The organism is Micromonospora sp. NPDC005197 (genome assembly GCF_040608295.1).
In the GTDB taxonomy this organism is placed as follows: Bacteria; Actinomycetota; Actinomycetes; order Mycobacteriales; family Micromonosporaceae; genus Micromonospora.
The window spans coordinates 1-21366 of record NZ_JBEXHY010000032.1 but is presented as its reverse complement, the minus strand read 5'-3'; the positions used below and the strand labels follow the sequence as shown (position 1 = coordinate 21366).

The window sequence follows — 21366 nt, the reverse complement described above, 5'->3', positions numbered from 1 at the left end:
TCGCTCAGCGGGTCGCCACGTGGTGCCGCTCTGCGCGGGTCGCTGCGGTGTCGGTCAGCGGGGTCGCCGCGGTGTCGCTCTGCGCGGGTCGCCACGCGGTGTCGCTCAGTGCGGGTCGCCACGCGGTGCCGCCCAGGCGAGGAACCGGGTGAAGAGGGCCCTCGGGTCCGGGCCGCCCTGGGGGTTGAGCCGATACAGGTCAGTGGCCGCGTCGTGCAGGACCGTGCACAGGTAGATGCTCAGGGCGATCTGGTCGTGGGCGTACTCCTGGCGGAGGGTGAGTCGGGCGACCGGGCACGGCCACGGCGCGGCGCAGACCCGGCAGAGCCAGAGTGGACGCAGCGGCAGGTGCGGTCGACGGGGCGTGGTCGCGCGGTCGTCCGGGGCGGTCCGGCACATGGTGTGGGAGTCCCTTCGAGCTGAATCGTCTCTGACGTCACCTCCCCGCGGACCGTCTCGCTTCGGCCGCGACGTCGCCGAGATCGTGGCCGATCGCGCGATGACCGCCATCCGTCTCAACCGACCTCAACAACCTCAACCCGCTTCAGATCTTGGACAGTTTCCGTTAGGCGCTAACGGAAACTGTCCAAGATCTCGAAGAATTCGCTCAGACGGCGCCCGGATGGCGCGGCGCTGCGCCAAGATCGCGCCGGATCGGGGTGCGATCGGTGTGGCCCGGCCGGTCGTGGTCGGGTCGGCGTGGTCGGGTCGGCGTGGGCCGGGTCGGTGTTGGTCGGTGTTGTGGGGTCGGGTCGGTGTGGTCGGGCCGGGTCGGTGTGGTCGGGCCGGGTCGGTGTGGTCGGGCCGGGTCCGTGTTGTCGGGCCGGGTCCGTGTTGTCGGGTCGGGCCTGGTCGGTGTGGTCGGGTCGGGGTGGCCTGGTCGGTGTGGTCGGATCGGTGTGGTCGGGTCGGTGTGGCCTCGCTGGGGTGGTCGGGTCGGGTTGGTCGGTTGGTCGGTCTGCTGGGTGGGGCGGGACCGCCCGGCACGGGGGATCGGGCGGTCCCGTGCGGCGCCGCCGGGCCCGGGGGACGGGGAGCGGTGCCGCACTTCACAGTCTGGTGATCGGGCGACTACGGTCGGAAGGGTTTGGCCGGGTCGTCACAGCCGTCCTGTTTCCGGTGGTGACGCCGCTGGCGGCCGGCTGGAGTTGATCGTCGACGGGGTGGAGAGGCGGCAGGTCATGGGCGATGGGCAGATGACGGCGGCGGCGTTCCTGGTCACCGAGCTGCGCCGGGCGCGCGTTCGCCGGGGCTGGAGTCAGGACGAGCTGGCCAAGGCGGTCAACTACTCGCCGTCCATGGTCAGCGCCGTCGAGCTGGGCCAGCAGCCGCCGACCGCCAAGTACCTGGAACTCGTCGACCGTGCCCTGGACACCGGCGGCCTCTTCGGCCGCATGTCCACCGAGCTGGTCAGCCTGGACCGGGCGCAACCGTGGCTGCGCGGCTGGCAGGCGATCTTCGCGCAGGCGCGCACGATCCGGTGGTACGAGCCCCGCTACGTGCCAGGGCTCTTCCAGACGGAGGACTACGCCCGTGCGGTCTTCGAGGCCGGCGGCCTGCTCGCGCCCGAGGAGGTCGAACGGCGGCTGGCCGAGCGGATGAACCGCCAGAATGTGCTGCGCAGCGAGAGTGCCCCGCAGATCGTTGCGGTGCTGGACGAGGCGGTGCTGCGGCGACGGGTCGGCGGGCGGAAGGTGATGCGCGATCAGGCCCTGCACCTGGCCAGCCTCGCCACCGGGCACCCGCGGGTCCGGCTGCACGTGGTGCCGCGATCCGCCGAGGAATATCCGGGGCTCGGTGGGCAGTTCGCGCTTGCCGCCCTGCCCGACGGCACCGAGGTGGCCTACCTGGACTGCCAGGTTCGCGGCCAGGAGTTGGATAAGCCGAAGGATCTGTTGCGGTTGCAGCAGGTCTGGGAGGTTACCCTGGGCGAAGCCCTGCCCCCGCAGGCGTCCATCGAGTTGATCAGCGAGGTGGCCGAGTCGTGGAGTTGACCGACGCTCGATGGCACAAGAGCAGTCGCAGCAACCAGGACGCCAACTGCGTCGAGGTGGCTACGAACCTTGGGGGCGTGGTCGGGGTGCGCGACAGTAAGGACCCGGACGGGCCCGTGCTCGTGGTCGACGCGTACTCCTGGCGGCTCTTCGTGGTCGCGCCCCCGCGCTGACGCGACCGCCCTGCCCGCGACGGTGGTCGCGGGTCGGAAAAGACGTCGACGGGGTCGTCGGGCGGGCGCGATGATCCGGTCATGGATGGCGATGACCTGGTTCCTCCGGGGACCGAGCGGCTGCGGTTGCGGCGGCTGAGCGTGGCCGATGTGGACGCGTTGGTCGAGTTGGACAGCGACCCCGAGGTGATGCGTTTCCTCACCGGCGGCGTCGCAACCCCGCGTGCCACCGTCCGGGACGAGCATCTGCCGAAGCTGCTCGCCCAGTACGACAGTCATCCCGGTCTCGGTCGGTGGGCGGCCGTCGATCGGGAGACGGGTGACTTCCTGGGCTGGTTCGCCCTCGACCCGTCCAAGGACGGCACCGAGGCCGAGCTGGGCTACCGGCTGCGCCGCTCGACGTGGGGGCGCGGCCTGGCCACCGAGGGGTCGCGGGCGCTGGTCCGGTACGCCTTCGACACCGTGGGCGTGCGTCGGGTGTGGGCTGAGACGATGGCGGTCAACGAGCGGTCCCGGCGGGTGATGGTGAAGGCGGGGCTGCGCTACGTGCGCACCTTCCACCTTCGGTTCGACGACCCGATCCCGGGGACCGAGCACGGCGAGGTGGAGTACGAACTACGGGCCGACGTCGCTCAGGGCCGACCGGCGGCCCTGCGGGCCCGGTAGGCGGTCACCGCCGCCCGGTTGCCGCAGCCGGCCTCGCAGAACCGCCGTGACCGGTTGCGGGACAGGTCGACGACGACGTTGCCGCAGTCCGGGTACTCGCAGATCCGCAACCGGCTCAGCTCGCCCATGCGGACCAGGTCGGCGATCGCCATCGCCGCCTCCACCGCCATCCGGGTGGCCAGCGGCGCGTCGCGGGGCACGGCATGCAGGTGGTACGGCTCGTCGTCGTGCTCGATGAGCTGCGGCAACGCCCGGTGCTCCAGCAGCAGGGCGTTGACCATGGCGACGACCTCCGGCGGTTCGGCGTGCCAGATCCGGCGCAGCCGGGGGCGTAGCTGCCGCACGGCGCGCAGCTCGGCGTCGGTGTGCTCGTGCCGCCCGCTGTAGGCGTGCCGGGTGAAGAACGCGTCCAGCGCGGCGACGTCGGGCAGCAGCTCGCCGTCGCGGCCCGCGGTGTTGACCAACGCGGTGGCGGCGATCAACGAACATTCGGTGTCATGAGCGAATAGCAACTTGACTCCTGTCACGATGGCCGCCTAGCGTCATGAGCACAAGGATAGTTTGCTCATGACACCGTGTCGTCCCCGAGGAGCGCGAGATGCAGTCACGACCCACCGCCGGCGCCGCGCTGGCGCTGCTCTCCGCGGTCACGTTCGCCACCTCGGGCACCTTCGCGCGGTCGCTCATCGAAGCCGGCTGGTCGGCCGAGGCCGCCGTCGTCGCCCGGGTCGGCGTGGCCGCCCTGGTGCTGGCGATCCCCGCCCTGCTGTCCCTGCGTGGCAGGTGGCACGTGCTGCGGAGCAACAGCGCGGCGGTCGTGATGTTCGGGCTGCTCGGGGTGGCGCTGGCGCAGGTGTGCTTCTTCAACGCCGTGCGGTACCTGCCGGTCGGCATCGCGCTGCTGCTGGAGTACCTGGGCATCATCCTGGTCGTCGGCTGGATGTGGCTGCGGCACGGCCAGCGCCCCCGGCGGCTCACCGTGGCCGGTTCGGCCGCCGCCCTGTGCGGGCTGGCCTTCGTCCTGGACCTCACCGGCACCGCCGGCTTCCACCCGGTCGGCGTGCTGTGGGGACTGGGTGCCGCGTTCGGCCTGGCCGGCTACTTCGTGCTCGCCGGCCGGGTCGACCCCCGACTGCCCTCGGTCGCCATGGCCAGCGGCGGGATGGCCGTCGGGGCAGCCGTGCTGCTCCTCGTCGGGCTGACCGGTCTGCTGCCGCTGCGTGCCACGTTCGGCGAGGTCACGTTCGCCGGGCACCGCACCACCTGGCTGCTGCCCATCGTCGGGCTCACGCTGGTCGCCGCCGTGATCGCGTACCTCGCCGGCATCGCCGGCACCCGGATCCTCGGCCCCCGGCTGTCGTCGTTCGTCGGGCTGACCGAGGTGCTGTTCGCGGTGCTGATCGCCTGGCTGTTCCTCGACGAACTGCCGACCGCCTGGCAGCTCTTCGGCGGTGCGCTGATCGTCGCCGGGGTCGCTCTGGTGCGCCTCGACGAACTGCGCGGTACGCCCGCGCCGGCCAACCTCGAGCCTGCGCTGGCAACCACCTCGCGGTGAGAGAGTGGTTGCCGTGCTGACCACCGTGGTGTTCGACGCCGACGAGACCCTGCTGGACCTGCGGCCGGCGGTGACCGCCGGGCTGGTGACCGTCCTCGACGAGATGCGGCGTCGTACGCCGGAAGCCGCCGACGTGACGCTCGCCGAGCTGGAGTCCGACTGGGGCGCGGTCTTCGGCGAGCTGAGCGCCGCCCCGGTGCTGGAGATTCGCCGAGCCGCGCTGGCCCGGTCGCTGGCCCGCGCCGGGCTCGACGACCACCTCGACGAGATCGCCGCCCTCTTCTTCGCCCGCCGTTTCGCCCTCACCCGACCCTTCCCGGACGTCCCGCCGACCCTGGCCGTGCTGCGCACCCGGTACACGCTGGGCTTCGCGACCAACGGCAACAGCCGCGCCGAACGCTGCGGGCTCGCCGGGGAGTTCGCCTTCGAGCTGTACGCGCACGAGAACGGCCTGCCCAAGAAGCCCGCCCCGGAGTTCTACGCGGCGGTGGTCGCGACCGCCGGGGTCCCCGCCGAGCAGATCGTGTACGTCGGTGACTCGTGGGAGCACGACGTGGTGGCACCCCGGCGGGCCGGCCTGCGGTCGGTGTGGCTGAACCGGCAAGGGCTGCCCCGCCCGGCCGGTTTCACCCCCGACGCGGAGGTGTCCACCCTGGCCGACCTGCCAGTGGTCCTGTCGGATCTGTCGGCGGGGTCGTCCGACCGGGTGGACGTGGGCATCGAGCTGGGCGGATGAAGGAGAGATTCACCGCCATAACGGACGTTCACCTGGCGTAAACCGGGCGGGTGTTGTGTGATGGCTGCCACGTCCCTCAACGAGAGGATCCGATGTGGTGAGCAAGCGCTTCACCGCCGGTGCCGTCGCGACCGCGGCAGCACTGGCACTTACGGCAGCGGGCCTGGGTGTACCGGCCAGCGCCGCGCCGAGCACCTCCCGCACCTTCACTGTCGTCGCCGAGGACGGCTTCGCCGCCGACACGGCCGTCGCCGCCATCCAGGCAGCCGGCGGCACGGTGGTGTCCCGGTCCGACGAGGTCGGCATGTTCCAGGTCACCAGTGATCGGGCCGACTTCGCGGCCAAGGCGACGGCAGCCCCGAGCCTGATCGGTGCGGCCGAGCAGAAGGCCATCGGCCGCAAGCCGAAGCTGGACCGGGTCGAGCAGGAGCACCTGATGACGGCGTCGGTCGCAGCGGGCAGCGCAGCCCGGCGCGGCGCAAAGATGGACCCGCTCGACGACAAGCTCTGGGGCCTGGAGATGATCCGGGCCGACAAGGCCCGCAAGGTCGAGCCCGGTGACCGCCGGGTGACCGTCGGCGTGCTGGACACCGGCGTCGACGCCAGCAATCCGGACATCGCGCCCAACTTCAACTGGGCGTTGTCGCGTAACTTCGCGCCCGACCGGACCGACGTGGACGGTCCGTGCGAGGTGCCGAGCTGCCTCGACGCGGTAGGCACCGACGACGGCGGGCACGGCACCCACGTGGCCGGCACCATCGGCGCGGCCGCCAACGGCTTCGGCCTCTCCGGTGTCGCCCCGAACGTCTCGCTGGTCGAGCTGAAGGGCGGCCAGGACTCCGGCTACTTCTTCCTCGACCCGGTCGTCAGCGCGCTGGTCTACGCCGGGCGCTCCGGGATCGACGTGGTCAACATGTCGTTCTACGTCGACCCGTGGCTCTACAACTGCACCGCGAACCCGGCCGACTCGCCCGAGGCGCAGGCCGAGCAGCGGGCCATCATCAAGGCCATGAAGCGGGCGCTGGTCTTCGCCCACAACAAGGGCGTCACCCTGGTCGGCGCGCTCGGCAACAACCACGAGGACCTGGGCGCGCCGCGTACCGACACGTCCAGCCCGGACTACGGCGCCGACCCGTACCCGCGCCCGATCGACAACAACAGCTGCTGGGACCTGCCCACCGAGGGCCCGCACGTCATCGGTGTGTCGTCGGTCGGCCCGTCCGGCAAGAAGTCGGACTTCTCCAACTACGGCACCGAGCAGATCTCGGTCGCCGCGCCGGGCGGCTGGTTCCGCGACGGCTTCGGCACGGACACGTTCCGCACCTACGCCAACGAGATCCTGTCGTCGTACCCGAAGCATGTGCTCCAGGAGGAGGGCTCGGTCGACGCCGACGGCAACGTCGTCGCCGGCTTCGAGGAGTCCGTCTTCAAGCAGTGCAAGCCCAACGGTGAGTGCGGCTACTACACCTACCTCCAGGGCACCTCGATGGCGTCCCCGCACGCCGCCGGCGTTGCCGCGCTGATCGTCAGCCGGTACGGCAAGCCGCAGGGCCGGGGTGGCTTCGGCCTGTCCCCGGACCAGGTGGAGCAGCACCTCTACCGCACGGCGGCCGAGCACGCCTGCCCGGAGCCGCGCCTTCAGCAGTACCGCAACGAGGGCCGTGACGAGTCCTTCGACGCGTACTGCGCCGGAGGGCTCAACTTCAACGGCTTCTACGGGTACGGGATCGTCGACGCGTACGCGGCGGTGACGACCCCGCTCAAGCCGAACGCCCGCCCGTAAGACACCACCGCGAGGCCCGGTCGACGCTGGTCGACCGGGCCTCGCTGTGTCCCGGCCACCCATGCCGGCCTCCCCGGGCTTGATCCACTCGGGTTCCTTGATGGCGGGGTGTCGCGGGCCCGGGGACAGCCCGACTTCCAGGAACCCGAGTGGATCACGTACGCCCCGGGTGGTCACCGCCGCCAGCCGCGGGCATTCAACGCGGCGCGCACCTCGTGGAGCACCGTCGGGAACTCGGCATGCATTCGTCGACTGGTCACGTGCAGCACCAACCAACCCGCGCCGACGAGCAGGTTGAGTCGTCGGCGATCGCGGTGCAGCTGATCGGCATCGGCGTGCCACTGCCCGTCGTACTCGACCGCTACCCGGTATTCCGGCCACGCCAGGTCGGGATGAAGGATCACGCCGTTGGGCAGGCGTACCGGATGTTGAACAACGGGACGTGGCAGCCCGCCCAGCACCAACCGCACCCGCAGCTGCGATTCCGGCGGGGACTGGGCCCCGCCGTCAGCCAGGTCGAAGAGCCAGCTTGCTCGGCGATTCCCCGCCCGGTTCGCGTTACGAGCAGCCGCCTCGATCAGCGCGGCACGATCGGCCAGCCCCTGCCCGAGCAACGCGTCGATGATGCTGACCGCTCGGATCGGGTCGAGCCAGACTGCCGTCTCCCAGGCGGCCTGTTCGGGGTCGGAGCGGGGGATCGAGCCGCGCGGGAACCGGAGAGGCTCGGCGGCCGTTCGGCTGTCACCCCACCTGACCCCCACCGGGCTGCCCGGTCCCGCCGCCACCGCGCGCCCCCGGGGCCGCCGCGCGTCCACGGGGCGGGTCGCGCCTGTTCGGGGCGCAGGGCCTGGGCCGGGCGGGCGTTCCGATCCGGGTGGGCGGGGCGTGCCGGTGGGGTGGGCTGTTCGTGGAGAGCCTGCGGCGGCCGGCTGCTCTGGTCCCGATCGGCGGGTCGTGCCGGTTGGGGGTCCTGCTTTCGGCGCACCGCTCGTGCCCGGGGAGGTCACCAGCCGCTCGCGCGAATCCGGGTCGAGGGGCGCAGGGTGGACGTGCACGCGGAGGCCGCGTTGCGCGCCGACCCGTAGCGATCGGGGCACGAGGACGTGCACGTCGTCGGTGAAGGCGGCGGCATGTTCGATGCCGTGCAGGAAGGCGGCCGACGGGCCCCCGACGACCACCCCGGGCGGTAGCCGAAGGAGCGCGGCGCGACAGGCCAGGGCGTGGTCCCGGTCCAGTCGGGCGTCGGCGTAGATGTCGTGGCGCAGCCGCACCCACGCGGCGCTGCGCAACTGGTGCTCGCTGAGAAGGCCGGCCCGGACAGCGTCGGAGCCACGGAAGACCTGCCAGGTGAGGGCATCGGGTCGGTACGGACGAGGTGGCATGTCGAACAGCGTGCGGACCGCGAACCACCCGCCGAAACCCCTGTGGACAACCCGCTCCGAGCCTCCGTCGGCCCCTGTGGACAACGGTGAGCCCACGCACCGATCGTGGTATGGCACCCAGCGGTGATCGACTCGCGTTCATGGAAATCGGGCTGTCGCTGGTGCTCGGATGCCGCGCTTTGCATGAACCCGAGTCGATCAAGCCCCAGGCCGCCAGGCGGTCGGCGGGGAGGTCAGCGGAGGGCGGCGGTGACGGCTGTGGCGGCGGCGAGCACCTGGGGGCCGATCAGGTCGACGTCCAGCGGGGCGAGCGCGACCACCCCGACGCTGGCCTCCAGACCTGGTACGCCGAGCACCGGCGCGGCCACCCCGTACGCCCCGGACTGCAGCTCCCCGCTGCTGCTCACCGGCTCCGCGGCGCCGCCCCGACCGGCCAGGATCGCCCGACCCGCGGCACCCCGGTCCAGGGGATGCCGCGCCCCGGTCCGGTACGCGACGTGGAACGACGTCCAGCTCGGCTCGACCACGGCCAGGGCGACGCCCTCGCCGCCCTCCACCACGGTCAGGTGTGCCGTGGCGCCGGCCTGCTCGGCGAGCCGGCGTAGCGCGGGCAGCGCCCCCTCGGCGAGCAGCGGCTGGGCGCGTCGGGCCAGGTGCAGCACCCCGGCGCCGAGGCGGAGCCGGCCGTCGCTGTCGCGGCGCAGCATGCCGTGCCCGGTCAGCGGGCCGACGAGCCGGTAGACGGCCGCCCGGCCGATGCCGAGTCGCGTCGCCACCTCGGTGACGGTCAACCCGGCCGGCGCGTCGGCGACCAGGTGCAGCAGTCGCAGACCCCGGTCGAGAGTCTGGGACGTCTCCCCGGCCCGGCCGGACCCCGCCGTCTCATCCACAGCACGCAGCGTACGACCCGGCACCGGCGGGCCCGGACAGGCACGGACGGCTACCCTTGTACGGTGACGCTACGCCTGTATGACACCGCCACCCGATCGGTGCGGGACTTCGTCCCGCGGGAAGCCGGCAAGGTGGGGGTCTACCTGTGTGGTCTCACCCTCCAGGCGCCGCCGCACATCGGCCATCTCCGCTCCGGCGTCAACTATGACGTGCTGCGCCGCTGGTTGCTGGCCGCCGGCTACGAGGTCACGTTCATCCGCAACCTGACCGACATCGACGACAAGATCCTCGTCAAGGCGGGGGAGCGGGGTCGGCCGTTCTGGTCGATCGCGTACGCCAACGAACTGGTCCTCGCCGAGTCGTACCGGGCGTTGAACGTGCTGGCGCCCACCTACGAGCCGCGCGCCACCGGGCACATCCCGGAGATGCACCAGCTGATCACGAAGTTGGTCGCGGACGGGCACGCGTACCCGGCCACCGACGGCTCCGGTGACGTCTACTTCGACGTGGCGTCCTGGCCGGCGTACGGGTCGCTGTCGGGTCAGTCGCCGGACGCGATGCAGTCGGCGGGGGACGCCCCCGACCGGGGCAAGCGTGACCCGCGCGACTTCGCCCTCTGGAAGGGCGCCAAGCCGGACGAGCCGGCGGACGCGTACTGGCCGTCGCCGTGGGGGCTGGGCCGCCCGGGTTGGCACATCGAGTGCTCGGCGATGTGCTGGCGCTACCTCGGCCCGGAGTTCGACATCCACGGCGGTGGTCTGGACCTGACGTTCCCGCACCACGAGAACGAGATCGCCCAGTCCCAGGCGGCCGGGTTGCCGTTCGCCCGCTACTGGGTGCACCACGGGCTGCTCAGCATCGGCGGGGCCAAGATGGGCAAGTCCGCCGGCAACGCGCTCGACCTGGCGTACGTGGCTTCCCTCGGCGTGCGGCCGGTGGAGCTGCGCTACTACTACGCCGCCGCCCACTACCGCTCGGTGATCGACTACTCGGAGGACTCGCTGCGCGACGCGGCCACCGCGTACCGGCGGATCGAGGGTTTCGTGCAGCGGGCCGCCGAGCGGGTGGGCACCGGGCAGCTCGGTGAGCTGCCGGCCGGCTTCGTCGCGGCCATGGACGACGACCTCAACACCTCCGCCGCGCTGGCCGTGCTGCAACAGCACCTGCGCGACGGCAACACCGCGCTGAGCACCGGCGACGATGTGACCGTCCGCACCACCCTGGCCGCGGTACGGGCGATGCTGGATATCCTCGGCATCGACCCCTTCGACGAGGCCTGGACCGGTGGCGGCAGCTCGAACGATCTGCGCGCCGTGGTGGACTCCCTGATCGCGCTGGCCCTGGAGCAGCGCGCGCAGGCCCGGGGCCGCAAGGACTGGGCCGCCGCCGACGCGGTACGCGACCAGCTCAAGCTGGCCGGCGTGGTGGTCGAGGACACCCCCCAGGGCCCCCGTTGGACTATTGGAGAGCAGGACTGATGGCCGGCAACTCGCAGCGCCGTGGCCGGCGTCTGACGCCGAAGGCAGGTGCCCCCAAGGGCACCGGCGGCAAGAACAAGGACTCCCTCGCCGGACGCGGGCGCACTCTGCCCGCCGACGAGCGGCCGTGGCACAAGGGTTACTCGGGCACCGAGAAGCTGCCGCAGCGCACCGCCTGGAAGCAGGACAAGGAGCGCCGGGCGGCGGCCGAGGAGGGGCGTGCCCCGAAGATCGGTCAGCCGGGCAGCAAGGACACCACCTGGGGCAGGGGCGGTGGCCGGGGCGTACCAGCGAGTCGGGGTGGTGCCGCGGGTCGGGGTGGTCGGCCGACCGCCGGCCGGACCGGCCCCCGGGTCGCGCCGGGGCGCAAGTCCAACCCGTCCAAGGACACCCCGGAGCTGCTGGTCGGGCGCAACCCGGTGCTGGAGGCGCTGCGCGCCCAGGTGCCGGCGACGGCGCTCTACGTCGCCCAGGGCATCGACATGGACGACCGGATCAACGAGATCATCCGGACGGCCGCCGACCGGGGCATCGCCAACCTGGAGATCAGCCGCGCCGAGCTGGACCGGATGACCGGCGGCGTGCTGCACCAGGGCGTCGGGTTGCAGGTGCCGCCCTTCGCGTACCAACCCTTCGAGGACATGGTCGCCGCGGCCCTGGAGCAGCAGGCGCCGCTCCTGGTGGCACTGGACGGGGTCACCGACCCGCGCAACCTTGGCGCGGTGATCCGTTCGGCCGCCGCGTTCGGCGCGCAGGGTGTCTTCGTACCCGAGCGGCGGGCTGCCGGGATCACCGCGACCGCCTGGCGGACCAGCGCCGGCGCGGCCGCGCGGGTGCCGGTGGCGCAGGTCACCAACCTGACCCGGTCGCTGAAGGCGTGCCGGGACGCCGGCTTCATGGTGGTCGGCCTGGACGCCGACGGCGACACCGACCTGTACGACCTGGAGGCCGCTGTCGGGCCGCTGGTGGTGGTGGTCGGCTCCGAGGGGCGCGGGTTGTCCCGGCTGGTCGGCGAGACCTGCGACCTGACCGTGAGCATCCCGATGATCTCCGAGGTGGAGTCGCTCAACGCCAGCGTGGCCGCCGCGGTCACCCTCGCCGAGGTCGCCCGCCGCCGCTCGGTCGAGCTGTAACGACGTCGACGAGGCCCCTTCCCGCCCGGTGCGGGAGGGGGCCTCGTCGTCAGATCTGGTGGGTCCAGGCGACGAAGAGCAGCGCCCCGGCCACCGCGATCAGCAGCGTGGCCGGTATCAGCCACGCCGGAGCGCGCTCCCCGTCGAGACGTCGGGTCAGTCGCTGGTGCACGGCGGCGATGCCGATCAACGCGAGCAGGGCTGCGGCGGCCATCGGCAGGCCGACGAGGAAGTGCGCCAACCACGCGCCGGCCCGGGTCGGACCACCCCAGGAGTGGTCGTACGGACCGCTGTCGACGATGCCGTACAGCACGCCGCGCAGCACCATCAGCAGCTCGACGCCGAGTGGCACGAGGGCCACGACGCCGAGCAGCAGACTGAGCAGCCCGTGGCCGAGCACCGCGACCGGGCCGGGTGGCCGGCTGGGCGCGGGCCTCGGCGGCGCTCGGAGCAGCCCGGTACGCAGCGTCCGCCACCGCGCGGCGGCGCCACCGGCCCCACCCACCGGGGCGGTCACCAGCGCGAGCAGGGCGACCGGCACCAGCGTCGCGCAGTAGGCGAGGCTGCGGCCGGCCAGGCGGGCGGTCCGGTACGGCCGGGAACGGATGGTCGGGTGAGCGGTGGCGGTGGCGGACACGGCGTCTCCTCGGGTTGGGCGTGCCGCGACGCTACGGGCGCGGCCCGCCCTGCCGAGTCACCCCGCGGAGCCACATTGGTGCTGGCACCGCGGGGTGAGAAGCCGTCCCCGGGTACGACGAAAGGGGCGGCCCGCCGAAGCGGACCGCCCCTTTGCGGTACGGCGTTACGTCAGATCCGGCTGCCGGTGGCGGCGTGGAAGACGTGGCTGCGGCCGGTGCGCGGCTTGACGAACACGGTGTCACCCATGTTCGGCATGGTGCGCCGGTCGGTGCGGACGACGAAGCGCTCCGAGTTGCCACCCAGCGCGGCGTGCCCGTAGACGTTGGCGTCCGAGCCGAGGTCCTCGACCAGCTCGACGACGACCGGCATGCCGCCCTCGGTCGGGCTGACCAGGTCGCAGTCCTCCGGGCGGAAGCCCACGGTCACGTTGCCGTCGCCACCCTCGGCGCGGGCCGCGGCGACCTGCTCGCGGGTCAGCGGGATGTGCAGCTCGGCGAACTCGGCGCCCTGCTCGTTCAGCGGAACGGTCTTGATGTTCATGGCGGGGGAGCCCATGAAGCCGGCGACGAACACGTTGGCCGGGGTGTCGTACAGCGCCCGCGGGGTGTCCACCTGCTGGAGGACACCGTCGAGCAGCACGGCGACCCGGTGGCCCATGGTCATGGCCTCGACCTGGTCGTGCGTGACGTAGACCGTGGTGACGCCCAGCTTGGCCTGCAGCGAGGCGATCTGGGTACGGGTCTGCACCCGCAGCTTGGCGTCGAGGTTCGACAGCGGCTCGTCCATGAGGAAGACCTGCGGCTCGCGGACGATCGCCCGGCCCATCGCGACACGCTGACGCTGACCGCCGGAGAGCGCCTTCGGCTTGCGGCTGAGGTACTCCTCCAGCTGGAGCAGCCCGGCCGCCTCCTTGACCCGCCGGTCGATCTCCGACTTGGAGGTCTTGCGCAGCTTGAGGGCGAACGCCATGTTCTCGTACACCGTCATGTGCGGGTAGAGGGCGTAGTTCTGGAAGACCATCGCGATGTCGCGGGCCTTCGGGGGCAGGTGGGTGACGTCGCGCTGGTCGATGTAGATCGAGCCGGCGTCCACGTCCTCCAGGCCGGCGAGCATGCGCAGGCTGGTGGACTTGCCGCAACCGGAGGGGCCGACGAGAACGAGGAACTCGCCGTCGCCGATCTCGAGGTCCAGCTCGTTGACGGCGGGACGCTCGGTGCCCGGGTAGATCCGGGACGCCTTGGAATAGGTGACCGTAGCCATGGTGGTGCGCTTCCTTTCACCGGCAGGAACGTGCCGGACGATCCGAGTGAAGGAGCGACCGGCACGTACCCGTGCCGGTCAGCGGACGGCGGGTCGGCCGCGGGGGCGGCCGTGGTGTCGTCCGTGTCACTGCACGGTAAACGGGTTTCCCCGTGCTGCCAAGGCGAGCGGCCCGCGGAGGTGATCCGTTGCCCACGCATTCCGGGCACTCGGGCACGGGCAGGCATCAATCGACGTCTCCTCGAGGCGACGGGCGTCGGGTTGTTGACGTTTCCCATGCTCGGGAGCCCTCGCGATCGGGATATTCAGACGTCAGTCGCTATGCTGACCTCGACGCACGCGCCCCTGTAGCTCAGCTGGCCAGAGCACTCGCCTTGTAAGCGAGATGTCGCCGGTTCGATCCCGGCCGGGGGCTCCGAATATTTCGGCGGTCCGGCCGTCCCCCGACGGCTCGTCGGCAGGGGCATCGATGGTTGGCCACTCCTATAGTTCGGGTGTCACCGACCGTCGAGGAGTCGCATGAGCCCGGTCGTCGCTATCGCCGGTAGTGCCCAGGCGGGCCGCTCCTACTCGCCCGCCATCCGCGACCCGGAGGGTGCGGCTGCCGCGGCGGCCGAACTGGGTGCGGCACTCGCCAACCAGGGCTGCCGCATCGTCGTGTACTCCGGCGATCCCGAGTACCTGGAACGGGACGTCGTGCGCGGCTACATCCGTACCGGCCGGGCGATGCCCGGGTCGATCCTGGTCCGTGGTCGGTACCAGCAGGACGTGGACTTCGAGGAGGCCCAGCGTCATCCGGAGTTGTTCGCCGTCGTGCCCGAGTCGACCGACGACTGGGAGGTCAGCTTCTACCGCTCCCTGCTGATGGCCGACGCGTTGCTGCTGGTGGGCGGCGGACGCTCCACGTTCATCGCCGGGCTCATCGGACTGTCCCGGCGCATCCCGGTCGCCGCGGTCGCGGCGTTCGGCGGTGGCGCGGAGAAGACGTGGCAACGACTCAACAACGAGCGTGGCGTCGCCACCGAGGAGGAGGTGGCGTTGCTGGCCCGACCCTGGCAGTCGGGAGCAGCCGGCCCGATCGTCACCGCGCTCTGCGCCCAGGTGCGGCGCCGCGCAGACGAGGAGCGCGCTGAGGGCGCCGCTGGCCGGCGTACGGTGGCGGGCCTGGTCACCGCGCTGGTCCTCCTGCTGCTCGCCCTCGCCACGATCCCGCTGGCGTACGCCGCTCCGACCGGCGGATGGCAGAACGTCGCGGTTCTCGTGGCCGCCCCGCTGTTCGCCTCGGTGTGGGGTGCGATCGTGCGCAACGCGTACGACGGCAGTGGCAACTGGCTGCGGGCGGCGGCGTTGGGCTCGGCCGCCGGTGTGATCGCCTTCCTGCTGTTCGTCGCGGCGCAGCTCTCCACCAACCCGGGCCTGCTCGACGGTGATGCGGCGCGGCAGTTGGTCTTCTTCGTCCTGGCCATCGGGTTCATCGGCGGGTTCACGTCCGAGGTCGTCTACGCCAAGCTGCGCGACCAGGACGTGGCGCAGACGTCGGTTCTTCCGCCGGGCGGCCCGCGGTGAGCCGGGCTGTGGAGGAGTCCAACCGGGCGATGCTGCGTGCCCGCGACGCGATGGACCGGGCGTACGCCGAGCCGCTGGACATCCCAGCGTTGGCCCGGATCGCGTACGTCTCCGAGGCGCACTTCATCCGGACGTTCCGGGCCACCTTCGGCGAGACGCCACACCGCTACCTGCAACGCCGCCGTGTGGAGCGGGCCATGGCGCTGCTGGTGGAGACGGACCGGGACGTGACAGACATCTGCTACGCGGTCGGCTTCGGCAGCCTGGGCACGTTCAGCCGGACGTTCCGGCAGATCGTGGGGGAGTCCCCCTCGGATTTCCGGCGTCGCCGCGCGGCGCCGGGCAACGTGCCGTCCTGCTTCACCAAGGCCTGGACGCGTCCCAGCAGTTTTGGATAAGCAGCAGGTCAGGGCCACCCTCTACGGTCGTGGCATGACGATGAACGCGATCAGCCGCTCCCAGATCTACGTCCTCGACCAGGACCAGGCGCTTGACTTTTACGTCAACAAGCTCGGCATGGAGGTCAACACCGATCAGGACCTCGGCTTCATGCGCTGGTTGACGGTGAACCTGCCCGGTGACCCGGAGCGCGAGATCCTGCTGGAGAAGCCGGGCCCGCCGGCCATGGACCCGGCGACGGCCGAGCAGGTGCGGGAGCTGCTCACCAAGGGTGCCCTGGGTGGGTACCTGTTCATGACCACCGACGACGCCCACAAGACCCACGAGGAGCTCGTGGCGAAGGGCGTCGAGATCACCGACGAGCCGACCGAGCGCCCGTACGGGATCGACTTCGGCATCCGCGACCCGTTCGGCAACAAGATCCGCATCGGCCAGATGTTCCCCCGGGCGTAGCGCCAAGATCAAGAAACCGGAAGGCGCGGGCCAGTCCCGCGCCTTCCGGTGTGTTTGGGTGTACGGCATGCGAACGCGGCTGTTGTACCTGACCCGACATGGCGAGCAGGACCTGACCGGGCACGCCGACACGGACTCGACCGAGCCGGATTCCGGCCTGTCCGAGCGCGGCCGGCGGCAGGCCACGCTGCTCGGTGAGCGCCTGCGGGGCCGGTCGTTCGCCGCCGTGCACCACGGGCCGTTGCGCAGGGCCGCGCAGACCGCCGAGGTGGTCGCCGCGGCACTGCCCGGCGTTCCGGTGTACGCCACGGAGTTGGCCGGTGACCACCTCCCCCACGACACGGACCCGGCCGGCCTGCCGTCGGCGTACGCCGATTTCCTGGCCGGATTCTCGACGGCCGAGCGGGCCGACGGGCCGCGGGTGACGGCGGCGGCGGTGCGGCGCTTCACGGGTCCGGTGGTCGCCGACGAGGGAGCAGCCGAGGGCGAGCCGGTTCGTGAGCTGGTGGTGACGCACACCTTCCTGATCGCCTGGCTGGTCCGGCATGCCCTCGACGCGCCGGAGCGGCGGTGGCTGGGTTTGAACCACCACAACGCGGGGTTGACCGTCATCCGGTACGGCCCGGCCGGGCCGCCGAACCTGATCACCGTCAACGACGTGGCGCACCTGCCGGCGGAGCTGCGCGGCACCGGCCTGCCCCCGGACTACCTGGTCTGAGCTGCCGGTCGGTCAGCCGGTGACCCGCAGCAGCAACTCGACGAGCGCACGGGTGGCCGGCGGCGGCGCGGGATCGGCGGGGCAGTCGACGTACCCGGTCTCGACGACGCCGACGGTCAGGCGGTAGCTGAACGCGTCCGCGCAGCTCGTCGCGGTGGCCGTGCGGCGGGCCTCGGTGGTCAGTCGGGGGTCGGCCGCCAGGCCGCGGAACCGGCCGAGGTCGGCGGCGGCGAGTTTTCCGTTACGACGGCTGCCGGCCCGGTCCACGGCCGTCCACCGGCCGTCCGGTTCGACTGTCACGGTGTCGCCGCGTCCGGCGAAACCGCCCGAGCGGAACAGCGTCACCCGCCCGGCCGCGGCGTCGGTGGCACCCGGTCCAGGCGGCACGGGCCCGGTCGGCGCGGTGCCGGTCGGCGCGGTGCCGTTCGGAGCGGTAGGTGTCGCGGTCGCTGGCGGCGGGGTGCCGGTGGCCGCTGGTTGGTCGGCGGGGCTGGCGGCCCGGTCGGTGCCGGTGCAGTCGGCCAGGAGGGCGGCCAGGAGCGCGATCGTGACGCCGGTCGTCGAGGCGGGTCTCATGTCCGTCGGACGTGCCGTTGCCAGCGTTGGTTCCCCTGTCAAGGCCCTCATCCGTTCGGCCAGTCTCAATGTCTGCGAGCGGTCCAAGCCTTCTCTTTTCTTGAACACATCGCTATATCTACATGCGTGACCACCCCCGTCACACCCTTTCTCCTTTCAGGAGGGCACGTGAAACGACCCCTCGCGGCCGTCAGCGCAGCGCTGCTCACCAGCGGCCTGTTGACCTGCGTCGCCACCGCGGCGCACGCCGCCCCACCCACCGCTCCCGCGCCGGACGCCTCCGCCGCGGCCCGAGCGGCGACCGTCCTGCAGACGAACCCCGGCGCCGTCCAGGGTTCGAGCGCCGAGTCCTACCAGGTGCTGAGCACCAGGGTGGACGCCACCGGCGCGGCGCACACCCGCTACGCCCGGACCTACCAGGGACTCCGGGTGTACGGCGGTGACTTCGTCATCCACACCGCGCCGAACGGCACCTACGCCGGCAGTTCGGTCGGACTCGCCGCACCGCTGACCCTCCCCACCACGGCCCGGGTCACCGCCGCCGCGGCGAAGAAGACGGCCCGCGCCGGGTTCAGCGGCAAGGCCGAGACCGTGGGCGCTCCGGAACTGTTCGTCGACGCCAGCTCCGGCAAGGGCCGGCTGGCCTGGGAGACGGTGGTCAGCGGCTGGCAGCCGGACGGGCAGACGCCGTCGCGGCTGCATGTGATCACCGACGCCACCTCAGGCGCGACCATCGGGTCGTTCGACGAGATCGAGTCGGTGGTCGGCAGCGGCCAGGGCATCTACACCGGCGCGGTCAGCATCGATACGACGCTCTCCGGCAGCACGTATCAGATGATCGACCCGTCGCACGGCAACGGCCGCACCTGCGACATGAACAACGGCACCTCCACCTGCACCACCTTCACTGACGCCGACAACGCGTGGGGCACCGGCGCCAACTCCAACCGGCAGTCGGCCGGCGTGGACGCCCACTTCGGTGCGGCGAAGACCTTCGACTACTTCAAGAACGTCCACGGCCGCAACGGCATCTTCGGCAACGGCAGCGGCGTGCCCAGCCGAGTGCACTACGGCAACAACTACGTCAACGCGTTCTGGGACGGCGCCCAGATGACCTACGGTGACGGCTCCAGCAACTCCCGCCCGCTGGTCTCGCTGGACGTGGCCGGGCACGAGATGAGCCACGGCGTCACCGAGGCGCTGGCTGGCCTGGTCTACTCCGGTGAGTCCGGTGGCCTCAACGAGTCCACAAGCGACATCTTCGGCAACATGATGGAGTTCTACGCCGCCGCGCCGAGCGACCCGGGCGACTACCAGGTCGGCGAGAAGATCAACATCAACGGCAACGGCACGCCGCTGCGCTACATGTACAACCCGTCCCTGGACGGCTCGTCCGACAGCTGCTGGTCCACCAGCACCAAGAACAAGGACGTGCACTACTCCTCCGGCGTCGGCAACCACTTCTACTTCAACCTCGCCGAGGGCACCGGCGCCACCTCGTACGGCACCTCGCCGGTCTGCGGCTCCGCCCCGGCGGTGACCGGCATCGGCCGCGCCAAGGCGGAGAAGATCTGGTACCGGGCCCTGGACGTCTACTTCACCTCCAACACGACGTACGTCAACACCAGCAACCCGGCGAACACCGCCCGCGCCTACAGCCTGCGGGCCGCGACCGACCTGTACGGCAGCTGCTCGACCGAGTACAAGGCCGTGCAGGCCGCCTGGACGGCCGTGAACGTGGCCGGCAACGACGCACCCTGCTCCACCGGCAACGACTTCTCCGTGTCGCTGTCGCCGACCGCCGGCTCGGTGAACCCGGGCAGCGCGGCCTCCACCACCGTGTCGACCGCCACCACCAGCGGTACGGCGCAGACCGTGACGTTCTCCGCGTCCGGCCTGCCCAGCGGGGCGAGCGCCGCGTTCAGCCCCGCCTCGGTGACCTCGGGCGGCTCGTCCACCCTCACCATCAGCACCTCGGCGAGCACCCCGCCCGGCACCTACTCGGTCACCGTGAACGGCGCGGGGTCGGTCACCCGCAGCGCCACCTACACGCTGACCGTGAACGGCACCGGGGGCGGCTGCACCGCGCCGGGGCAGAAGCTGGCCAACCCGGGCTTCGAGTCCGGCGCGACCGGCTGGACGGCCAGCTCCGGCGTGATCACCACCGACAGCGGCCAGGCGGCCCACGGCGGGTCGTACAAGGCGTGGCTGAACGGGTACGGCACCAGCCACACCGACACGCTCGCCCAGTCGGTGGCCCTCCCGTCGGGCTGCTCGTCGTACACGGTCAGCTTCTGGCTGCACATCGACTCGGCCGAGACCACCACCACCGTCGCGTACGACAAGCTCACGGTGCAGGTGCTCAACTCGGGCGGGACGGTGCTGGCCACGCTGGCGACCTACTCCAACCTGAACAAGGCCACCGGCTACAGCCAGAAGTCCTTCTCCCTGGCCGCGTACGCCGGCCAGACCGTCAGCCTGAAGTTCACAGGCGTCGAGGACTCCTCGTTGCAGACGTCCTTCGTGGTCGACGACACCGCTCTCAACGTCTCCTGATCTGACCTGACCTGACCTGACCGACAGCCGGGCCCGGCGGCCATCCTCAACGGTGGCCGCCGGGTCCGCGCCGTCAGGTTTCTGGCAATCTTGGACAGTTGCCGTCAGCTCCTGACGGAAACTGTCCAAGATTCGCTTCAGCGTGGAATTCGGGGTGAACGTGTCGGACGCGGAACTGACCGTCGCGGTGACCGGACCGGTGGCGACCGTGGTGATCCACAACCCGGCCCGCCGCAACGCGATGACGGCTGCCATGTGGCGGCAGCTCCCCGAACTGCTCGACCGGCTGGAGCCCGACCCCGACGTACGGGCCCTGGTGCTCACCGGCGCGGGCGACGCCTTCTGCGCCGGCGCCGACCTCGGCGACCTGGCCGAGCTGCTGGACGCCGGCGACACCAGCATCGCGGTGGCCGCCGAGGAGCGGCTGGCCGGCTTCGCCAAGCCGACGATCGCGGCGATCCGGGGCGCCTGCGTCGGGGGTGGCGCTCAGCTCGCGGTCGCCTGTGACCTGCGGATCGCCTCGGATGACGCCCGCTTCGGCGTACCCCCGGCCCAGCTCGGGCTGGTCTACCCCGCGCTGACGACGCGGCGGCTGGCCCGGCTGGTCGGCCCGTCGGCGGCGAAGCACCTGCTGTTCACCGCCGATCTGATCGACGCCGACCGCGCCCTGCGGATCGGCCTCGTCGACGAGGTGCTGCCGGGCGACCGGCTCGCCGCACGGGTGGACGACCTCACCGCCACGATCGCCCAGCGGTCGCCGCTGAGCGTCGCCGCCGCCAAGGAGATCGTCGACGACCGGGCCGGACCGGCACGGATCGCCTGGTGGCACCGGAAGGTGGCGGACAGCGGCGAGGCCCGGGAGGGCGTGGCGGCAATGGCGGAGCGCCGGGCACCCCGCTTCGCCTGGCGAGCGCCGACCGAGCGCTGAAGCTCGTCGCCTACGCCTCGTCGTCGCCGTACGCCGACGAGCCGAGACTCCTCACGCTCGACATGGCCTCGTGCCTGTTCGAGGCGAGCGTCGATCTGGCCCACCTCCTGCCGGACCCGCCCGACCCCGTCGAGTTGTACAACCGCTTCATGGGCTTCGCCCGCCAATTCGTCATCGGTACGCCCCGCCGGCCAGGTCGCCGCAAGTGGTTCGAGCCCTAGACGAGTAATTCCTAGCCTTTGGGGCGGTGGGCGCAGCGGGCGGCCGGCGGTGACCCTTGGTCACCTCGGTGGGGGCGGATGCGGTGGTAAGCGGTATACCTCAGAGTCATATTCATACCTCTGAGGTATACCGCTCAACAGCACATCGACACGGCGGGCAGCCAAAGTGGATGGCCAGAGCCCTTTGCCGCAGCCACCGCGGACCCATCCATTGCGAAGCCTCGATCCCGGGTGGTGTCCGCTGCGGGCCGTACGGCAG

The 21366-nt window shown here is 71.6% G+C and carries 22 protein-coding genes and 1 tRNA gene; 16 read left to right on the top strand and 7 right to left on the bottom strand.

Annotated elements, in window-relative coordinates; translation table 11 throughout:
- Positions 1 to 105: 105 nt before the first annotated feature.
- Entirely contained in the window at positions 106 to 399 is a 294-nt protein-coding gene (locus tag ABZU46_RS13905) for a hypothetical protein (RefSeq protein ID WP_354857409.1), read from the bottom strand.
- A gap of 782 nt (positions 400 to 1181) precedes the next feature.
- Here ABZU46_RS13905 and ABZU46_RS13900 point away from each other — a divergent pair.
- The 3 genes from ABZU46_RS13900 (at position 1182) to ABZU46_RS13890 (ending at position 2833) form a co-directional block, all read left to right on the top strand.
- Entirely contained in the window at positions 1182 to 1994 is an 813-nt protein-coding gene (locus ABZU46_RS13900) for a helix-turn-helix transcriptional regulator (RefSeq protein WP_354857479.1), read from the top strand.
- The gene (locus tag ABZU46_RS13895) at positions 1985 to 2167 is read left to right on the top strand and encodes a DUF397 domain-containing protein (RefSeq protein WP_354857408.1); all 183 of its coding nucleotides are present in this window, start codon (positions 1985 to 1987) and stop codon (positions 2165 to 2167) included. The genes ABZU46_RS13900 and ABZU46_RS13895 overlap by 10 nt, the downstream gene beginning before the upstream one ends.
- Positions 2168 to 2248: 81 nt before the next feature.
- Positions 2249 to 2833, top strand: coding sequence for a GNAT family N-acetyltransferase (locus ABZU46_RS13890; protein WP_354857405.1), 585 nt, complete (start codon positions 2249 to 2251; stop codon positions 2831 to 2833).
- Here ABZU46_RS13890 and ABZU46_RS13885 read toward each other — a convergent pair.
- On the bottom strand, positions 2800 to 3345 hold the full coding sequence (locus ABZU46_RS13885; protein WP_354857403.1) for a CGNR zinc finger domain-containing protein: 546 nt from the start codon (positions 3343 to 3345) through the stop codon (positions 2800 to 2802). The genes ABZU46_RS13890 and ABZU46_RS13885 overlap by 34 nt on opposite strands.
- Positions 3346 to 3431: 86 nt before the next feature.
- Between ABZU46_RS13885 and ABZU46_RS13880 the strand changes: the two genes are divergently transcribed.
- The 3 genes from ABZU46_RS13880 (at position 3432) to ABZU46_RS13870 (ending at position 6907) form a co-directional block, all read left to right on the top strand.
- Entirely contained in the window at positions 3432 to 4388 is a 957-nt protein-coding gene (locus ABZU46_RS13880; RefSeq protein WP_354857402.1) for a DMT family transporter, read from the top strand.
- 13 nt (positions 4389 to 4401) lie between these two features.
- On the top strand, positions 4402 to 5124 hold the full coding sequence (locus ABZU46_RS13875) for an HAD family hydrolase (protein ID WP_354857399.1): 723 nt from the start codon (positions 4402 to 4404) through the stop codon (positions 5122 to 5124).
- 97 nt (positions 5125 to 5221) lie between these two features.
- On the top strand, positions 5222 to 6907 hold the full coding sequence (locus tag ABZU46_RS13870; RefSeq protein WP_354857398.1) for a S8 family serine peptidase: 1686 nt from the start codon (positions 5222 to 5224) through the stop codon (positions 6905 to 6907).
- Positions 6908 to 7080: 173 nt separating this feature from the next.
- Here ABZU46_RS13870 and ABZU46_RS13865 read toward each other — a convergent pair whose 3' ends face one another.
- Positions 7081 to 8289, bottom strand: coding sequence for a DUF559 domain-containing protein (locus ABZU46_RS13865; RefSeq protein ID WP_354857396.1), 1209 nt, complete (start codon positions 8287 to 8289; stop codon positions 7081 to 7083).
- A gap of 233 nt (positions 8290 to 8522) precedes the next feature.
- Positions 8523 to 9179 (bottom strand): helix-turn-helix domain-containing protein, encoded by a 657-nt coding sequence (locus ABZU46_RS13860; RefSeq protein WP_354857394.1) that lies wholly within the window; start codon positions 9177 to 9179, stop codon positions 8523 to 8525.
- 63 nt (positions 9180 to 9242) lie between these two features.
- Here ABZU46_RS13860 and cysS point away from each other — a divergent pair, with 63 nt between their 5' ends.
- Positions 9243 to 10658, top strand: a complete 1416-nt coding sequence (gene cysS / locus ABZU46_RS13855) for a cysteine--tRNA ligase (protein ID WP_354857392.1) — start codon at positions 9243 to 9245, stop codon at positions 10656 to 10658.
- A complete protein-coding gene (gene rlmB, locus ABZU46_RS13850; protein WP_354857391.1) occupies positions 10658 to 11791 on the top strand; it encodes a 23S rRNA (guanosine(2251)-2'-O)-methyltransferase RlmB in 1134 nt (377 codons plus the stop codon). Before cysS ends, rlmB begins: the two co-directional genes overlap by 1 nt.
- 49 nt (positions 11792 to 11840) lie before the next feature.
- Here the strand turns inward: rlmB and ABZU46_RS13845 are convergent, their stop codons facing one another.
- Positions 11841 to 12428: a hypothetical protein gene (locus tag ABZU46_RS13845; protein WP_354857388.1), complete on the bottom strand. Its 588-nt coding sequence runs from the start codon at positions 12426 to 12428 to the stop codon at positions 11841 to 11843.
- A gap of 170 nt (positions 12429 to 12598) precedes the next feature.
- The gene (ugpC, locus tag ABZU46_RS13840; protein WP_354857386.1) at positions 12599 to 13690 is read right to left on the bottom strand and encodes a sn-glycerol-3-phosphate ABC transporter ATP-binding protein UgpC; all 1092 of its coding nucleotides are present in this window, start codon (positions 13688 to 13690) and stop codon (positions 12599 to 12601) included.
- Between the two features lie 341 nt (positions 13691 to 14031).
- Here ugpC and ABZU46_RS13835 point away from each other — a divergent pair.
- The 5 genes from ABZU46_RS13835 to ABZU46_RS13815 all read left to right on the top strand — a co-directional run bounded on the left by ABZU46_RS13835 (position 14032) and on the right by ABZU46_RS13815 (position 16826).
- Positions 14032 to 14105 (top strand) — tRNA-Thr (locus tag ABZU46_RS13835).
- Between the two features lie 104 nt (positions 14106 to 14209).
- On the top strand, positions 14210 to 15256 hold the full coding sequence (locus ABZU46_RS13830; RefSeq protein ID WP_354857384.1) for a hypothetical protein: 1047 nt from the start codon (positions 14210 to 14212) through the stop codon (positions 15254 to 15256).
- Entirely contained in the window at positions 15253 to 15654 is a 402-nt protein-coding gene (locus ABZU46_RS13825; RefSeq protein ID WP_354857382.1) for an AraC family transcriptional regulator, read from the top strand. The genes ABZU46_RS13830 and ABZU46_RS13825 overlap by 4 nt, the downstream gene beginning before the upstream one ends.
- Before the next feature lie 34 nt (positions 15655 to 15688).
- Complete coding sequence (locus ABZU46_RS13820; RefSeq protein WP_354857380.1) at positions 15689 to 16108, top strand: VOC family protein; 420 nt, start codon at positions 15689 to 15691, stop codon at positions 16106 to 16108.
- 67 nt (positions 16109 to 16175) lie between these two features.
- Positions 16176 to 16826, top strand: a complete 651-nt coding sequence (locus tag ABZU46_RS13815) for a histidine phosphatase family protein (protein ID WP_354857378.1) — start codon at positions 16176 to 16178, stop codon at positions 16824 to 16826.
- Positions 16827 to 16838: 12 nt separating this feature from the next.
- On the opposite strand, the gene ABZU46_RS13810 is transcribed toward ABZU46_RS13815, so the two are convergent.
- Positions 16839 to 17402 (bottom strand): hypothetical protein, encoded by a 564-nt coding sequence (locus ABZU46_RS13810; RefSeq protein ID WP_354857375.1) that lies wholly within the window; start codon positions 17400 to 17402, stop codon positions 16839 to 16841.
- Positions 17403 to 17570: 168 nt separating this feature from the next.
- Here ABZU46_RS13810 and ABZU46_RS13805 point away from each other — a divergent pair, with 168 nt between their 5' ends.
- From ABZU46_RS13805 to ABZU46_RS13795, 3 genes are all read left to right on the top strand, one after another.
- On the top strand, positions 17571 to 19958 hold the full coding sequence (locus ABZU46_RS13805) for a M4 family metallopeptidase (RefSeq protein WP_354857374.1): 2388 nt from the start codon (positions 17571 to 17573) through the stop codon (positions 19956 to 19958).
- A gap of 154 nt (positions 19959 to 20112) precedes the next feature.
- A complete protein-coding gene (locus ABZU46_RS13800; RefSeq protein ID WP_354857477.1) occupies positions 20113 to 20886 on the top strand; it encodes an enoyl-CoA hydratase/isomerase family protein in 774 nt (257 codons plus the stop codon).
- Between the two features lie 62 nt (positions 20887 to 20948).
- Positions 20949 to 21107, top strand: coding sequence for a hypothetical protein (locus tag ABZU46_RS13795; RefSeq protein WP_354857371.1), 159 nt, complete (start codon positions 20949 to 20951; stop codon positions 21105 to 21107).
- Positions 21108 to 21366: the final 259 nt, after the last annotated feature.

What these genes read in the sequence shown, in the direction of transcription:
- ABZU46_RS13905 (WP_354857409.1), bottom strand. Translation starts at nt 399, where the DNA reads ATGTGCCGGACCGCCCCGGACGACCGCGCGACCACGCCCCGTCGACCG.
- ABZU46_RS13815 (WP_354857378.1), top strand. Translation starts at nt 16,176, where the DNA reads ATGCGAACGCGGCTGTTGTACCTGACCCGACATGGCGAGCAGGACCTG.
- ABZU46_RS13830 (WP_354857384.1), top strand. Translation starts at nt 14,210, where the DNA reads ATGAGCCCGGTCGTCGCTATCGCCGGTAGTGCCCAGGCGGGCCGCTCC.
- ABZU46_RS13810 (WP_354857375.1), bottom strand. Translation starts at nt 17,402, where the DNA reads ATGAGACCCGCCTCGACGACCGGCGTCACGATCGCGCTCCTGGCCGCC.
- rlmB (WP_354857391.1), top strand. Translation starts at nt 10,658, where the DNA reads ATGGCCGGCAACTCGCAGCGCCGTGGCCGGCGTCTGACGCCGAAGGCA.
- ABZU46_RS13795 (WP_354857371.1), top strand. Translation starts at nt 20,949, where the DNA reads ATGGCCTCGTGCCTGTTCGAGGCGAGCGTCGATCTGGCCCACCTCCTG.
- ABZU46_RS13880 (WP_354857402.1), top strand. Translation starts at nt 3,432, where the DNA reads ATGCAGTCACGACCCACCGCCGGCGCCGCGCTGGCGCTGCTCTCCGCG.
- ABZU46_RS13865 (WP_354857396.1), bottom strand. Translation starts at nt 8,289, where the DNA reads ATGCCACCTCGTCCGTACCGACCCGATGCCCTCACCTGGCAGGTCTTC.
- ugpC (WP_354857386.1), bottom strand. Translation starts at nt 13,690, where the DNA reads ATGGCTACGGTCACCTATTCCAAGGCGTCCCGGATCTACCCGGGCACC.
- ABZU46_RS13890 (WP_354857405.1), top strand. Translation starts at nt 2,249, where the DNA reads ATGGATGGCGATGACCTGGTTCCTCCGGGGACCGAGCGGCTGCGGTTG.
- ABZU46_RS13900 (WP_354857479.1), top strand. Translation starts at nt 1,182, where the DNA reads ATGGGCGATGGGCAGATGACGGCGGCGGCGTTCCTGGTCACCGAGCTG.
- ABZU46_RS13820 (WP_354857380.1), top strand. Translation starts at nt 15,689, where the DNA reads ATGACGATGAACGCGATCAGCCGCTCCCAGATCTACGTCCTCGACCAG.